This is a genomic window from Streptomyces sp. NPDC001530 (assembly GCF_042894545.1).
Classification (GTDB): domain Bacteria; phylum Actinomycetota; class Actinomycetes; order Streptomycetales; family Streptomycetaceae; genus Streptomyces.
Window position 1 is genome coordinate 187,136 of sequence record NZ_JBIAVS010000019.1, and the last position, 14,562, is coordinate 201,697.

Below are 14,562 nucleotides of genomic sequence, written 5' to 3' on the forward strand. Positions count from 1 at the left end.
TCGGGCCGACGGCCACTGATCTGTCCGCTTAGGTCCCCTTAACTCCACCGCCGTGCGCGGTACCTCACCGCGACACCGCGGTGTCCGCATGTTGGAACGCGGTATCCGGTTCCCGAGAACCGCTCCATCATGTAACCTGCGTGAAATTTTGCACCCCCAGCAGAGGGCCAACGTCGTCCCTCGGCAGATGTCATATGCCACGACGACGACGGGAGAGCCGATGCGTACGCCGCGCCAGCCGTCCCAGCACTCCACGAATGGCCAGAACTGGTCTTTCATGGATGCTCGCCCTGCTGCGCAGGGTATGTACGACCCCCGCAACGAGCACGACGCCTGTGGCGTCGGCTTCGTGGCTACCCTCACCGGCGAGGCGAGCCACGCGCTGGTCGAGCAGGCGCTCACGGTTCTGCGCAACCTGGAGCACCGCGGTGCCACCGGCTCCGAGCCCGACTCCGGCGACGGCGCCGGCATTCTCTCCCAGGTTCCCGACGCCTTCTTCCGCGAGGTGGCCGGATTTGAGCTCCCGCAGGCCGGCTCGTACGCCGTAGGCATCGCCTTCCTGCCCGAGGACGGCACCGCCGACGCCGTCTCACGGATCGAGACGATCGCCGCCGACGAGGGTCTCACCGTCCTCGGCTGGCGCGAGGTCCCGGTCGCCCCCGAACTCCTCGGCGCCACCGCCCGCTCGACGATGCCCGTCTTCCGTCAGGTCTTCGTGACCGACGGTGCCTCGGAGGGCATCGAGCTCGACCGCAAGGCCTTTGTGCTGCGCAAGCGCGCCGAGCGCGAGGTCGGTGTCTACTTCCCGTCGCTCTCCGCGCGCACCATCGTCTACAAGGGCATGCTGACCACCGGCCAGCTGGAGCCCTTCTTCCCGGACCTGTCCGACCGCCGTTTCGCCTCCGCGATCGCGCTCGTGCACTCCCGGTTCTCCACGAACACCTTCCCGAGCTGGCCGCTCGCCCACCCATACCGCTTCGTCGCGCACAACGGCGAGATCAACACGGTCAAGGGCAACCGCAACTGGATGCGCGCCCGTGAGTCCCAGCTCGTCTCGGACCTCTTCGGCGACAAGGGCCTGGAGCGGATCTTCCCGGTCTGTACGCCGGACGCCTCCGACTCGGCCTCCTTCGACGAGGTGCTCGAACTCCTGCACCTGGGCGGCCGCTCCCTCCCGCACTCCGTGCTGATGATGATCCCGGAGGCGTGGGAGAACCACGACTCCATGGACCCGGCCCGGCGCGCCTTCTACCAGTTCCACTCCACGATGATGGAGCCCTGGGACGGCCCGGCCTGTGTCACCTTCACCGACGGCACCCAGGTCGGCGCGGTCCTCGACCGCAACGGCCTGCGCCCCGGCCGCTACTGGGTCACCGATGAGGGCCTCGTCGTCCTCGGCTCCGAGGTCGGCGTCCTCGACATCGACCCCGCGAAGGTCGTCCGCAAGGGCCGCCTCCAGCCCGGCAAGATGTTCCTCGTCGACACCGTCGAGCACCGCATCATCGAGGACGACGAGATCAAGGCCGGCCTCGCCGCCGACAAGCCGTATGCCGAGTGGCTGGAAGCCGGCGAGATCGAGCTCTCCGACCTTCCCGAGCGTGAGCACATCGTGCACACCCACGCCTCGGTCACCCGTCGCCAGCAGACCTTCGGCTACACCGAGGAGGAGCTGCGCGTCATCCTCGCGCCGATGGCCAAGGCCGGTGCCGAGCCGATCGGTTCGATGGGGACGGACTCGCCGATCGCCGCGCTGTCCGAGCGCCCGCGGCTGCTCTTCGACTACTTCACCCAGCTGTTCGCGCAGGTCACCAACCCGCCGCTGGACGCGATCCGCGAGGAGCTGGTCACCTCCCTGCGCTCCTCGCTGGGCCCGCAGGGCAACCTGCTCGAGCCGACCGCCGCTTCGTGCCGCTCGGTCACCCTGCCCTTCCCGGTGATCGACAACGACGAGCTGGCCAAGCTCATCCACATCAACGCCGACGGTGACATGCCCGGCATGAAGGCCGCGACCCTGTCCGGTCTCTACCGGGTCTCCGGCGGTGGCGACTCGCTGGCCGCGCGGATCGAGGAGATCTGCGCCGAGGCCGACGCCGCCATCGAGAACGGCGCCCGGCTGATCGTCCTGTCGGACCGCCACTCGGACGCCGAGCACGCGCCGATCCCCTCGCTGCTGCTCACCGCGGCCGTCCACCACCACCTCATCCGCACCAAGCAGCGCACCCAGGTGGGCCTGCTGGTCGAGGCGGGCGACGTCCGCGAGGTCCACCACGTGGCCCTCCTGATCGGCTTCGGCGCCGCGGCGGTCAACCCGTACCTGGCGATGGAGTCCGTCGAGGACCTGGTCCGCGCGGGCACCTTCCTGCAGGGCATCGAGCCCGAGCAGGCCATCCGCAACCTGATCTACGCGCTCGGCAAGGGCGTCCTCAAGGTCATGTCCAAGATGGGCATCTCGACCGTCGCCTCCTACCGCGGCGCCCAGGTCTTCGAGGCCGTCGGCCTGGACGAGGCCTTCGTCGAGAAGTACTTCAACGGCACGGCCACGAAGATCGGCGGCGCCGGTCTCGACGTCATCGCCAAGGAGGTCGCCGCCCGGCACGCCAAGGCCTACCCGGCCTCCGGCATCGCGCCCGCGCACCGCGCCCTCGACATAGGCGGCGAGTACCAGTGGCGCCGCGAGGGCGAGCCGCACCTGTTCGACCCGGAGACGGTCTTCCGCCTCCAGCACTCGACCCGCAGCAACCGTTACGACATCTTCAAGAAGTACACGGACCGCGTGAACGAGCAGTCCGAGCGGCTGATGACGCTGCGCGGCCTGTTCGGCTTCAAGTCGGACCGTCAGCCGATCTCCATCGACGAGGTCGAGCCGGCGAGCGAGATCGTGAAGCGCTTCTCCACGGGCGCCATGTCGTACGGCTCCATCTCGAAGGAAGCCCACGAGACGCTCGCCATCGCCATGAACCAGCTGGGCGGCAAGTCCAACACCGGTGAGGGCGGCGAGGACGCGGACCGGCTGTACGACCCGGCGCGCCGTTCGTCGATCAAGCAGGTCGCCTCCGGCCGCTTCGGCGTGACCTCGGAGTACCTGGTCAACGCCGACGACATCCAGATCAAGATGGCGCAGGGTGCCAAGCCCGGCGAGGGCGGCCAGCTGCCCGGCCACAAGGTGTACCCCTGGGTCGCCAAGACCCGGCACAGCACCCCGGGCGTGGGCCTCATCTCCCCGCCGCCGCACCACGACATCTACTCCATCGAGGACCTGGCTCAGCTGATCCACGACCTCAAGAACGCCAACCCGCAGGCCCGCATCCACGTGAAGCTGGTCTCCGAGGTCGGCGTCGGCACGGTCGCCGCGGGTGTCTCCAAGGCCCACGCGGACGTCGTACTGATCTCGGGTCACGACGGTGGTACGGGCGCGTCGCCGCTGACGTCGCTCAAGCACGCCGGTGGACCTTGGGAACTGGGCCTCGCCGAGACCCAGCAGACGCTGCTGCTCAACGGCCTGCGCGACCGCATCGTCGTGCAGACCGACGGCCAGCTGAAGACCGGCCGTGACGTCGTCATCGCCGCGCTGCTCGGTGCCGAGGAGTTCGGTTTCGCGACCGCGCCGCTCGTCGTCTCCGGCTGCGTCATGATGCGCGTCTGCCACCTGGACACCTGCCCGGTCGGCATCGCCACGCAGAACCCGGTGCTGCGCGACCGGTTCGCCGGCAAGGCCGAGTACGTCGTGAACTTCTTCCGGTTCATCGCCGAGGAGGTCCGCGAGATCCTCGCCGAGCTGGGCTTCCGCTCGATCGAGGAGGCCGTCGGCCACGCCGAGCACCTCGACGTGGCGCGGGCGATCGACCACTGGAAGGCGCAGGGCCTGGACCTGTCCCCGCTGTTCCACGTGCCCGAGCTGCCCGAGGGCGCGGTGCGCCACCAGGTCATCGAGCAGGACCACGGCCTGGAGAAGGCGCTCGACAACGAGCTGATCAAGCTCGCCGCCGACGCGCTGGCCGCGGACTCCGCGACCGACGCCCAGCCGGTCCGCGCCCAGGTCGCCATCCGCAACATCAACCGCACGGTCGGCACCATGCTCGGCCACGAGGTGACGAAGAAGTTCGGTGGCGCGGGCCTGCCCGACGACACCATCGACATCACCTTCACCGGCTCGGCGGGCCAGTCGTTCGGCGCCTTCCTGCCGCGTGGTGTCACGCTGCGCCTGGAGGGCGACGCCAACGACTACGTCGGCAAGGGCCTCTCCGGCGGCCGCGTGATCGTCCGTCCCGACCGGGGCGCCGACCACCTCGCCGAGTACTCGACGATCGCGGGCAACACCATCGCGTACGGCGCGACGGGCGGCGAGCTGTTCCTGCGCGGCCGCACCGGCGAGCGCTTCTGCGTCCGCAACTCCGGCGCGACGGTGATCTCCGAGGGCGTGGGCGACCACGGCTGCGAGTACATGACCGGCGGTCACGCGGTGGTCCTCGGCGAGACGGGCCGCAACTTCGCGGCCGGTATGTCCGGCGGCATCGCGTACGTCATCGACCTCAACCGCGACAACGTGAACGTCGGCAACGTGGGCGCCGTCGAGGAGCTCGACGACACCGACAAGCAGTGGCTGCACGATGTGGTGCGCCGCCACGCGGAGGAGACCGGTTCGACGGTCGCCGAGAAGCTGCTCGCCGAGTGGTCCGTGTCCGTGGAGCGCTTCAGCAAGATCATCCCCAGCACCTACAAGGCAGTGCTCGCCGCCAAGGACGCCGCCGAGCGAGCCGGACTCCCCGAGTCCGAGATCACCGAGAAGATGATGGAGGCGGCGACCAATGGCTGATCCCAAGGGCTTTCTGAACCACGGCCGCGAGGTCGCCAGGACCCGCCCGGTCGAGGAGCGCGTCAAGGACTGGAACGAGGTCTACGTTCCGGGCTCGCTGCTCCCGATCATCTCCAAGCAGGCCTCGCGCTGCATGGACTGCGGCATCCCGTTCTGCCACAACGGCTGTCCGCTGGGGAACCTGATCCCCGAGTGGAACGACTACGCGTACCGCGAGGACTGGTCCGCCGCGTCGGAGCGCCTGCACGCCACGAACAACTTCCCGGAGTTCACGGGCCGCCTGTGCCCCGCTCCCTGTGAGTCGGCGTGCGTGCTCGGCATCAACCAGCCCGCCGTGACCATCAAGAACGTCGAGGTCTCGATCATCGACAAGGCGTGGGACACGGGCGATGTCGCCCCGCAGATCCCCGAGCGCCTGAGCGGCAAGACCGTCGCGGTGATCGGCTCGGGCCCGGCGGGTCTGGCCGCCGCCCAGCAGCTCACGCGCGCCGGTCACACGGTCGCGGTGTACGAGCGCGCCGACCGCATCGGCGGCCTGCTGCGCTACGGCATCCCCGAGTTCAAGATGGAGAAGCGGCACATCAACCGCCGTATCGAGCAGATGCGCGCGGAGGGCACCCGCTTCCGTACGGGCATCGAGATCGGCCGCGACCTCAAGGCGACGGACCTGCGCAAGCGGTACGACGCCGTGGTCATCGCTGCCGGTGCGACGACCGCCCGTGACCTCCCGGTCCCCGGCCGCGAGCTCAAGGGCATCCACCAGGCGATGGAGTACCTGCCGCTGGCCAACAAGGTCCAGGAGGGCGACTACGTGGCGCCCCCGATCACGGCCGAGGGCAAGCACGTCGTGGTCATCGGCGGCGGCGACACGGGCGCGGACTGCGTGGGCACCGCCCACCGTCAGGGCGCGGCCTCGGTCACGCAGCTGGAGATCATGCCGCGGCCGGGCGAGGAGCGGAACCCGGGCCAGCCCTGGCCGACGTTCCCGATGCTCTACAAGGTCACCTCCGCGCACGAGGAGGGCGGCGACCGCGTCTACTCGGTGTCGACCACCCACTTCGAGGGCGACGAGGACGGCAACGTCCAGTGGCTGCACCTCGCCGAGGTCGAGTTCATCGACGGCAAGCTGACCCAGAAGCCGGGCACGGAGCGCAAGATCCCCGCCCAGCTGGTCACCCTCGCCATGGGGTTCACCGGCACGGACGTCGAGAACGGCCTGGTCTCCCAGTTCGGCCTGGAGCTCGACGCGCGCGGCAACATCGCCCGCGACGCCGACTTCGCGACGAACGTCCCCGGCGTGTACGTCGCCGGTGACGCCGGCCGCGGCCAGTCCCTCATCGTCTGGGCCATCGCGGAGGGCCGCTCGGCCGCCCGTGGCGTCGACCGCTTCCTCACCGGGGCGAGCGACCTCCCGGCCCCGATCCGCCCGACGGACCGCTCGCTGATGGTCTGACGGCCCAGTGACCTGACGGTCACTCAAAAACGTCCCGTACAAAGGCGTACGGAACACCAGACGGCGCCTGCCTCACTGTCCCCGACCGGACGACCTGGCAGGCGCCGCCGCTTGTCGTCAACTCACCTTCAAGTCCTGGAACTTCACCGTGGCGTCTTCCGTGTACGCGCCCACCTTGCCCTGCGGATAAGGGCGTTCGGTGTCGGTGAAGGTCACCAAGGGGTGGCCGCCCACCGACACCTTCAGTACGGCACCGCGCTGTTCGACCACGACCTCGTACCACTTGCCCACGGGGTACTTCTCCCGCCCGGTCGCCAGGAAGCGCTGGCCGCCCGGGTAGGCCGGGTCCCGTTTGCCCAATTCCCAGCCGTTCGGTTTGAGGGTGATGTAGTAGAAGTGCTCGGGGTCGGTGTACGCCCAGACCAGCCACGGCACTTCCCAGGGGTTGGGGTTCGGGTCGCGCAGCTGCCGGACCGTCCGCATCCGGGCCTCGTAGCGAAGATCCCCGTACGACGCCGTGCTCACGATCAGCCCGGCGTGCGTGGTCCCAGGGTCCTCGGCCGCCTTGGGCGAAAGGGAAAGGGCGTTGTCATCGCCGGTGTTGGTGCCGTGGCCGTTGAACACCGAGAACCACCGGCCGTGCGTCGAGCCGTCGGCCCAGGGCTCCGTCGGCGGCGCCTCGTCCCCCTGGCACTGGCTCAGCATGATCGTGAGCACCGCGGTCAGCGCGGCGGCCAGGGCCAGGAGGGCGAGGACACGTCCCCTGCGCTCCGGCGGACTCAGCGGAATCCGCCATCGGGGGCGCGGAGGCGAAGAGGTCATGCCGTCGAGTATGGCCTCGGGGCGGCGACCGTGACGGGCACATCGGCGGCGAAGTCCTCGGCCAGTTGGGCCAGTACGCGGGCCGCGGACTGTCCGTCGCCGAACGGGTTGCCCGCGCCCGCCATCCGCCGGTACTCGGCGGGGTCGTCGAGCAGCGTGGTCGCGGCACCCTCGATCACGTCCGGATCCGTGCCGATGAGCCGCGCCGCGCCGGCCTCCACCGCCTCCGGGCGCTCGGTGGTGGTGCGCAGCACCAGTGCGGGCTTGCTGAGACTGGGGGCCTCCTCCTGGATACCGCCGGAGTCCGTGAGGACGAGATCGCACTCGGCGAGCGTCGCCGCGAAGTCCAGGTAGTCCAGCGGCTCCATCAGCGAAATGCCTGCCCGGCCTTCGAGTTCGGGCAGCAGGGACTCCCGCACGGCCGGGCTCTTGTGCAGCGGCAGCACGATCTCCACGTCCCCGCGTTCGGCGAGCCGGCCGAGCGCCCGCCCCATACCGCGCATTCGCTCGCCCTGGTTCTCCCTGCGGTGCAGGGTCACCAGGATGCGCTTGGCGCCGGTGCGGAACGCGGAGGTCCCGGAGCCCTCGGCGAGCACCCACAGCAGGTTGTCGATCACCGTGTTGCCGGTGGTGAACACCTGCTCCGCCGGTACGCCCTCGTCCATGAGGTGCCGGGCCGCGCGGGGCGTCGGGGCGAAGTGCCAGCGGGCGATCCGCCCGATGAGGCAGCGGTTGAGCTCCTCGGGGAAGGGGTTGTCGAGCACGCCGGTACGCAGTCCGGCCTCGACGTGGGCGACCGGGATCTTCTCGTAGAAGGCGGCCAGGGCTCCGGTGAGCGCGGTCGTGGTGTCCCCCTGCACCACGACCAGGTCGGGCCGCTGCTGCCGCATGACCTCGCCCAGTTCCCCGACAAGGCGGGCGGTCAGGTCGGACAGCTTCTGGCGGCTGCGCATCACGTCGAGGGCGACCCTGACGTCGACCCCCAGCAGCCCGAGCATCTGGTGGAGCATCTCGCGGTGCTGCCCGGTGGTGACGACGATCGGCTCGAACTGCGTGCTGGTGGTCATGGCGCGCGCCACCGGCGCCAGTTTGATCGCTTCGGGCCGGGTGCCGAGCACCAGCATGGCGCGTACGGGCACGGCTGACGGGTGTGTGGACATGAGCCCCCCTAGGGCATGCGCGAGCGCAGTCGCGCGAGGGTGATGAGAGAGCAGGGTTGAGCGATGAGAGAAGTACGAAGGAGGTGCAGTGCGAAGGAGGTGGTGAGTGGGCACGCGGGAACCTCGGTGCGGCCCGGACTTCCTCAGGTCCTGCCGGTGCTTGGATCCCGACGGCGCTTACGTCCTGCCGGTGCTTGCTTTCTGGCGGCGCCTACGTCCTGACGGTGCTTGCCTTCTGACGGTGCCTTACGTCCTGACGGTGCTTGCCTTCTGGCGGCACTTACGTCCTGACGGCGCTCAGGTCCTGGCGGTCTTCAGCCAGCCCCGCTTGCCGGTCAGCATCCGCCAGAACCCCCACCAGCCGGCGGCGAACCAGATGTAGCCGTAGAAGATGAAGACGTGCGCGAGGAGGACCGAGCGCACCAGGCCGAGGTCGCGCTCGCGCTTGGCGTACACGAAGCCGTAGGTGTACGCGGCGGTGAACGAGAGCAGATACGGGCCGAGCAGCCACATGGGCGAGACGAGCGGGTGTCCCACCTGGAGCGAGGCCACGGTGGTGGCGCCCAGGGCGACGAGGAAGGAGAGCGGCAGTAGCGAGGTGAGCAGGATGAGTACCGGGCTGGACAGGTGGTAGAGCAGATCCAGCGCTGCCCTGGTCGGGACCTCCCGCAGGATGAGCGGGACGAGGTTCGCCGACTGCAAGTGGCCCTGGAACCAGCGGGATCGCTGGCGGACCAGCCGTCGTAGGTCGAGTACGGCCTGCTGGGACACCGCGGCGGTGGTGCAGTGCATGTTCGTCCAGCCCTTGGCGAGCAGCCGCACCCCGAGGTCGAGGTCCTCGGTGAGGCTGTCGCTCCACGGGCCGTCGCCGTCCAGCGTGTTGAGCGCCGACAGCCTCATGAACTGTCCGTTGCCGCCCATGCCGACGCTGCCGATGAAGCGGCGCGCGCTCTGGAAGACGTCGCCGTAGACGACGAACTCCATGTCCTGCATCCGGGCGAGGAGCCCCTCGCCCCGGTTGTACATACGGACGCAGACCTGAACCGCGCCCGTACGGGGATCGTCGAAGTACGGGTCCACCGACTGGACGACGTGCGGATCGAGCCGTCCGTCGGCGTCGACGACGCAGAGGACCACGTCGTCGGGGTCGCGGCCCAGGAGCAGGCCGGACTCCCTGAGGTGGCGCACCCCGTCGTTGAGCGCGGCGCCCTTGCCCCGCCGCGCGTTCGGCAGCGTGCGCCGATGCAGTCGGACCAGGGCGGGATCGGCGGCGAGCGCGATCTCCCCGGTGCGGTCGTCCGACGCGTCGTCGATGACGAGCGCCATGAAATTCCCGGCGGGCAGAGAGGTGATGCGTGCCAGGCTTTCGGAGAGCACTTTCTCTTCATTGAGGCATGCGAGCAGGAATACGTAGAAGCGCTCTCTGCGCGGGGCGCGTGCGCGGCGTATTCTGCGCCTGGAGAGGAGAAAAAGGCTGGTGTTGTAACAGCCGGCCATCACGATCAAGGTGATGCTCGACCACAGCAGCAGTTCAACGATCATCGCTGCTCCCGGCGTTGACCTGCACTTTTGGTGCATGCCGGCGCAGCCGTATCCTGGCCAGAAGTATCAGAATGGCCGTCAGGCAGTAGAGCAGGAATCCGAGTCCGGCGGTAGCCTGCAAGGCTTTGGCCAAAGGTATCCCGGGTATCGCTTCCGGCGCGGCCATGCCTCCTGCCAAGGGCAGAAGAGCCCCCAAGGCGGGTCGTCCATACATTGTCCCCCCACTTATCACCACGCGTCCCCAACGCGTGGAAGGCGAACGTAGCAGACGTGGAAGGCCATCCAGAAGCGTAATCGGAAATTGGCGACACGGGACCCTTCGCCAGGGTCTGATAGCCCCCTAGGAATTCACCGACTGGCCCATTGACACTCTTGTGCACCGTCACAAGAATCGGGGGCTTCTCGGAAGAAGAAAGCCTTTGTCAATGATTGGCAAAGTGGGGGGAAAGATCATGAGACCAGTGTGTTACCCGTCGGGGAGACGACGGGGAATCTCCAGGATCTCCATTGCCTTGATGCTCGTCGCCGCCCTGCTGGGCGGCGCTTTCATGGCCGCGTCCGCACAGGCGGCGGGGCGCGGCAGACACCCCGGAGAGGTCCGCGGCACGTCCTCCGGGATGAACCGCGTCGACCTCAAGGGCTGGGCCAAGGCCCAGGTCAAGGCCGACGAACGGCGCCACGGCACACCCCGGACGAGGACGGCCGGCCTGTCGGCCGCCACATTGTCGGCCACGTCCACCCGCTCGTCCGCCACGGCCCTGCGACAGCAGGCGGCCCTGCTCGAGCCGGCCGCGCTGGAGCCCGCCGCGTTGAAGCCGGCCGCCGATCTGGCCGCCGAGGCCGACCCGACGACGCTCGTGCTCTACGACACGGCAGGCCCCTACGGGCAGTTGGGCGAGCTGTACGCGATGGCCACGGCCAACCTCGCGGGGCACTTCGGCACCGTGACCGCCAAGCCGGTCCAGCAGTACACGGCGGGCATGCTCGACTCGTACACGGCCGTGGTCTACATCGGCTCGACCTACTACGGCGGTGACATCCCGGACGCGATCCCGGCCGCCTTCTACCAGGACGCGCTGGCCACCACCAAACCCGTGACCTGGATCGGCGCCAACATCTGGAACATGGCGAACGCCGCGGGCGTAGCCCAGTTCACCCAGAAGTACGGCTGGGACCCGACGACGTCGTACTACGAGGACGGTGGATCCATCGGCACCGTGACGCAGGTGACGTACAAGGGCCGGACGCTCACCCGGAACATCCCCGCCGGGCAGGACGGCGGCGTGCTGCGCCCCAACGTCCTGACGGGGACGGGATATCCGGCGGTCACCCGGCTCGCGGAGGGCCTGGACACCTCGAACGGGCACACCTTCGGCTGGGCGGTCAGGTCGTCCAACCTCACGTACATCGGTGAGATCCCGTTCGCCTACGTCTCCGAGAGCGACCGCGTCATCGCCTTCGAGGACCTGCTCTTCGACGCCCTCGCGCCCACCACGGCCGAACGGCACCGGGCGATCGTTCGCCTGGAGGACATCAGCCCCGACTCGGACCCCGCCGAACTGCGGTCCATGGCCGACTACTTGTACTCCCAGCGGATCCCGTACGGCATCAACGTGATCCCCGTCTACACCGACCCGAACGGCACGTACAACAACGGCGTTCCCGAGACCATCACGCTCTCGCAGCGGCCGCAGGTGGTCAGCGCACTGAAGTACATGATCAACCGGGGCGCGGTCCTGATGGACCACGGATACACCCACCAGTACGGCACCGTCGCCAACCCCTACAACGGCGTGACCGGCGACGACTTCGAGTTCTACCGAGCCCATGTGGACGCCGCGGACAACGTCGTCTACGACGGTCCGGTCGCCGAGGACTCGACGGCCTGGGCCCAGGCCCGGGTCACCGCCGCGCTCGCCGAGTTCACCACGGCGGGCCTGGCGAAGCCGACGCTGTGGACCACCCCGCACTACGCGGGCTCGGCCGCCGACTACAAGGTGTTCAGTTCGAATTTCTCGGCCCGGCTCGAACGTTCGCTGTATTTCGCGGGAACTCTGAGCGGTGCCTCATCGGACCCGAACCGATTCATCGGACAGTTCTTCCCGTATGTCGTGCGTGATGTGTACGGGACCAAAGTGATTCCGGAGAATATCGGGAATTACGAGCCGGAGGCGTACAACAATCACCCGCCGCGACTGCCAGCCGATCTCATCGCCTCGGCCAAGGCCAACCTCGCGGTCCGGGACGGATTCGCCAGCTTCTTCTACCACCCGTACTTCCCGCTCCAGCCGCTGAAGGACACGATCGCCGGGATCAAGGCCCTCGGCTACACCTTCGTCAGTCCGGCCGCCCTGTGAGGGCACAGGCCCTGAGGAGGGCCGCTGCCACCGTGGCAGCGGCCCTCCTCGCCGTGACGGGCTGCACGCAGGTGGCGGGGTCCGGCTCCGGCTCCGGCTCCGGCTCCGGCTCCGGAGGGAAGGCCGAGAAGAGCGAGAGGACTGAGGGGACTGAGGGGACCGAGAGGACCGAGAAGGCCGGGAAGGTGTCGATCATGCGGGGCATCGCGCTGCCCTCCTGGTACCGCACCGACTACGACAGCCCCGCCGCGGCCGGGTATCTGCGGGACATCAGGGCGACCGGCGCACGCTGGGTCACCTTCACCCCGACCTGGTACCAGACGCACGTGGGCGACTCGGCCCTGCACACCACGGAGGAGACCGCGAGCGACGCGAGCCTGCGCCGGATCGTGCGCCGGGCGCACCAGGCCGGCCTGAAGGTGATGATCAAGCCGCATGTGGACCTGCCGGGTGATGTGGACCGCGCGGAGATCCGTCCCCGTGACCGGGCCGCCTGGTTCACCGCGTACCGGAAGTTCATCACCCACTACGCGGACCTCGCGGCGGACACGGACACCGAGCAGTTCGCGGTCGGCACCGAACTGGCCGGCGTCTCGGGCGATCGCGCGGCCTGGAACGAGGTCATCGAGGCGGTCCGCGACCGGTACGACGGACCGCTCACGTACGCCGCCAACTACGACGAGTACAAGAAGATCCGCTTCTGGAAGGCGCTCGACCTCATCGGGATCGATGCCTACTGGCCGCTGTCCGCGGCGCCCACGGACGACACCGACCGGCTGCGCCGCGCCTGGGAGCCGATCGTGAAGAGCCTCGCCGCGTTCTCGGCGCGGCAGGGCCGGCGGATCCTGTTCACCGAGGCGGGGTACGTGAGCCAGCGCGGCACCACGACCGCCCCCTACTCGTGGACCGTCAGCAACCGCACCGGGGACGCCGAACAGGCCGCCGCCTACCGGGCGCTGCTGGAGTCCTTCGAGGGCCGGCGGTGGTGGGCGGGGGTCTGCTGGTGGATGTGGGACGACTGGCCTGACAGCGGGGAGACGCCGGTGAAGCTCGCGTACACCCCGCACGGCAAACCGGCGGAGGAGGTGCTGAAGGAGAGGTGGGGTACCTGAGAAGCGCTGAGGAGGGGTGGGGTGCTGAGAAGCGCTGAGGAGGGGTGCCGGGAAGCGTTGAGGAGAGGTGGGCGCGCCGTGAGGCGTTACGGCACGCGGTATGTCTCCCCGTACACCTTCCACTCCAACGGCGTGTGCAGATCCAGGTTCCCGTCGTACAGGAACTGTCGTTGGGCGGTGTCGATGCGGGTCGTGTCGCGGTCCGGGTTCTTGGACTTCATGGTCTTGCGGCGGATGTCGAGGAAGACGTCGAGGTAGGACTTCTCGCTGCCGCCCTCGGAGGGGAGGTCGGCCTCGCGCACGGCGCGTTCGCGGAGGCCGTAGAAGCTGTCGGCGTTGGTGCCGGGGCCGTGCAGGACCATGGCGTCGTAGTAGATGAACTGGCCGAGGGTGCCGAGGCCGTCGAGTTTGGCGAGGCGGACGGCGGGGTCGAAGTAGACGCGGTCGCGTTCGGCGTCCTGGGCCTTGCGGAAGGCCGGGACCTGGCCCTCCTTCTTCCAGGCCGCCGGGAAGCCGTCCAGGCCCTCGTGGGAGTCCGTGCCGTCGACCTTGCGCAGGGCGGGGAGGTAGCGGGCGAGGCCGTTGGACGGGTGGTCCTTGGTGTAGCGCTCGACGAGGGTGAGCAGGTCGTGGGTGCCGGTGCAGAAGCCGATGATGCCCGCGGTGTAGCCCTGACCGTCGTCGATGTCCTCGATGTAGCCGTACGCGCTGCGCCAGTCCAGGGTGGAGTTCTCGGCGCTCGCCACGATCTGCTGGGCGAGTTCCTTCTTGGCCGGGGCGGCGAGGCCGGGCGGCAGGTCCGCGATCAGCTCGTCGTCGGCCGCCTGCTCGGCCGTGCGCTCGGCGTGCGCCTTGGCGTCCTGGCGTGCCTGTTGCGCGGCGGACGTGCTGCCCTTGGCGTCCTGTGCGTCCTTGTGCTCGGGCGTGACGAAGTAGACCGCCGCCGTCACGAGGAGCGGGGTAGCGGCGAACAGGAGGCAACCGGCGCGTTTCATGGCGCACAGCGTACGGCGGGGGTGTGCTTTCCGCCGGGGGCGGTGCGCTTTCCGCCGGTGGGTGGGGCGGGGCCGTGCCGGTACATCCGCCCCGTCGCCGGTCGCAGTGCGGGGCGCTGCCACGGCTCACCCTTGCTGGCAACCACGTAAGCGACGGGGCATGTGATGTACCGGCACGGCCCCTCCCGTGCGTGGGTGGCTGCGGGTGGGTGGGGGTGTGCGGTGGCGATGGGTGTGCGTGGGCGGCTGCGGGTGGGTGGGGCGTGCGTCTACGACCGCGGGGGGCGGGCCGTGGGGTGGGTGGGATG

9 protein-coding genes are annotated in these 14,562 nt (G+C 69.1%); 4 read left to right on the forward strand and 5 right to left on the reverse strand.

The genetic code is table 11. From position 1 onward, the window contains the following. Nucleotides 1–220 precede the first annotated feature (220 nt). Both gltB and ACFY0T_RS35060 read left to right on the forward strand, forming a co-directional pair. Nucleotides 221–4,813, forward strand: coding sequence for a glutamate synthase large subunit (gene gltB, locus ACFY0T_RS35055; protein ID WP_388879963.1), 4,593 nt, complete (start codon nt 221–223; stop codon nt 4,811–4,813). Further along, nucleotides 4,806–6,266: a glutamate synthase subunit beta gene (locus ACFY0T_RS35060; RefSeq protein WP_388879966.1), complete on the forward strand. Its 1,461-nt coding sequence runs from the start codon at nt 4,806–4,808 to the stop codon at nt 6,264–6,266. Before gltB ends, ACFY0T_RS35060 begins: the two co-directional genes overlap by 8 nt. A gap of 117 nt (nt 6,267–6,383) precedes the next feature. On the opposite strand, the gene ACFY0T_RS35065 is transcribed toward ACFY0T_RS35060, so the two are convergent. The 4 genes from ACFY0T_RS35065 to ACFY0T_RS35080 all read right to left on the reverse strand — a co-directional run bounded on the left by ACFY0T_RS35065 (nt 6,384) and on the right by ACFY0T_RS35080 (nt 9,956). Continuing rightward, a complete protein-coding gene (locus ACFY0T_RS35065) occupies nt 6,384–7,088 on the reverse strand; it encodes a family 16 glycoside hydrolase (protein WP_388879969.1) in 705 nt (234 codons plus the stop codon). Beyond that, nucleotides 7,085–8,248 (reverse strand): non-hydrolyzing UDP-N-acetylglucosamine 2-epimerase, encoded by a 1,164-nt coding sequence (wecB, locus tag ACFY0T_RS35070; RefSeq protein ID WP_388879972.1) that lies wholly within the window; start codon nt 8,246–8,248, stop codon nt 7,085–7,087. The genes ACFY0T_RS35065 and wecB overlap by 4 nt, the downstream gene beginning before the upstream one ends. A 297-nt stretch (nt 8,249–8,545) precedes the next feature. Beyond that, nucleotides 8,546–9,790 (reverse strand): glycosyltransferase, encoded by a 1,245-nt coding sequence (locus ACFY0T_RS35075; RefSeq protein ID WP_388879975.1) that lies wholly within the window; start codon nt 9,788–9,790, stop codon nt 8,546–8,548. Beyond that, nucleotides 9,780–9,956 (reverse strand): hypothetical protein, encoded by a 177-nt coding sequence (locus ACFY0T_RS35080; RefSeq protein WP_388879977.1) that lies wholly within the window; start codon nt 9,954–9,956, stop codon nt 9,780–9,782. The genes ACFY0T_RS35075 and ACFY0T_RS35080 overlap by 11 nt, the downstream gene beginning before the upstream one ends. Nucleotides 9,957–10,305: 349 nt before the next feature. On the opposite strand from ACFY0T_RS35080, the gene ACFY0T_RS35085 reads away from it, so the two are divergent. Both ACFY0T_RS35085 and ACFY0T_RS35090 read left to right on the forward strand, forming a co-directional pair. Continuing rightward, nucleotides 10,306–12,147 carry a DUF2334 domain-containing protein gene (locus ACFY0T_RS35085; RefSeq protein ID WP_388879980.1) on the forward strand — a complete coding sequence of 614 codons (1,842 nt, stop codon included), beginning with the start codon at nt 10,306–10,308 and terminating at the stop codon, nt 12,145–12,147. A gap of 32 nt (nt 12,148–12,179) precedes the next feature. Continuing rightward, nucleotides 12,180–13,259, forward strand: a complete 1,080-nt coding sequence (locus ACFY0T_RS35090; RefSeq protein ID WP_388879983.1) for a glycoside hydrolase family 113 — start codon at nt 12,180–12,182, stop codon at nt 13,257–13,259. A gap of 86 nt (nt 13,260–13,345) precedes the next feature. Here the strand turns inward: ACFY0T_RS35090 and ACFY0T_RS35095 are convergent, their stop codons facing one another. Further along, a complete protein-coding gene (locus tag ACFY0T_RS35095; protein WP_388879986.1) occupies nt 13,346–14,254 on the reverse strand; it encodes a chitosanase in 909 nt (302 codons plus the stop codon). Nucleotides 14,255–14,562: the final 308 nt, after the last annotated feature.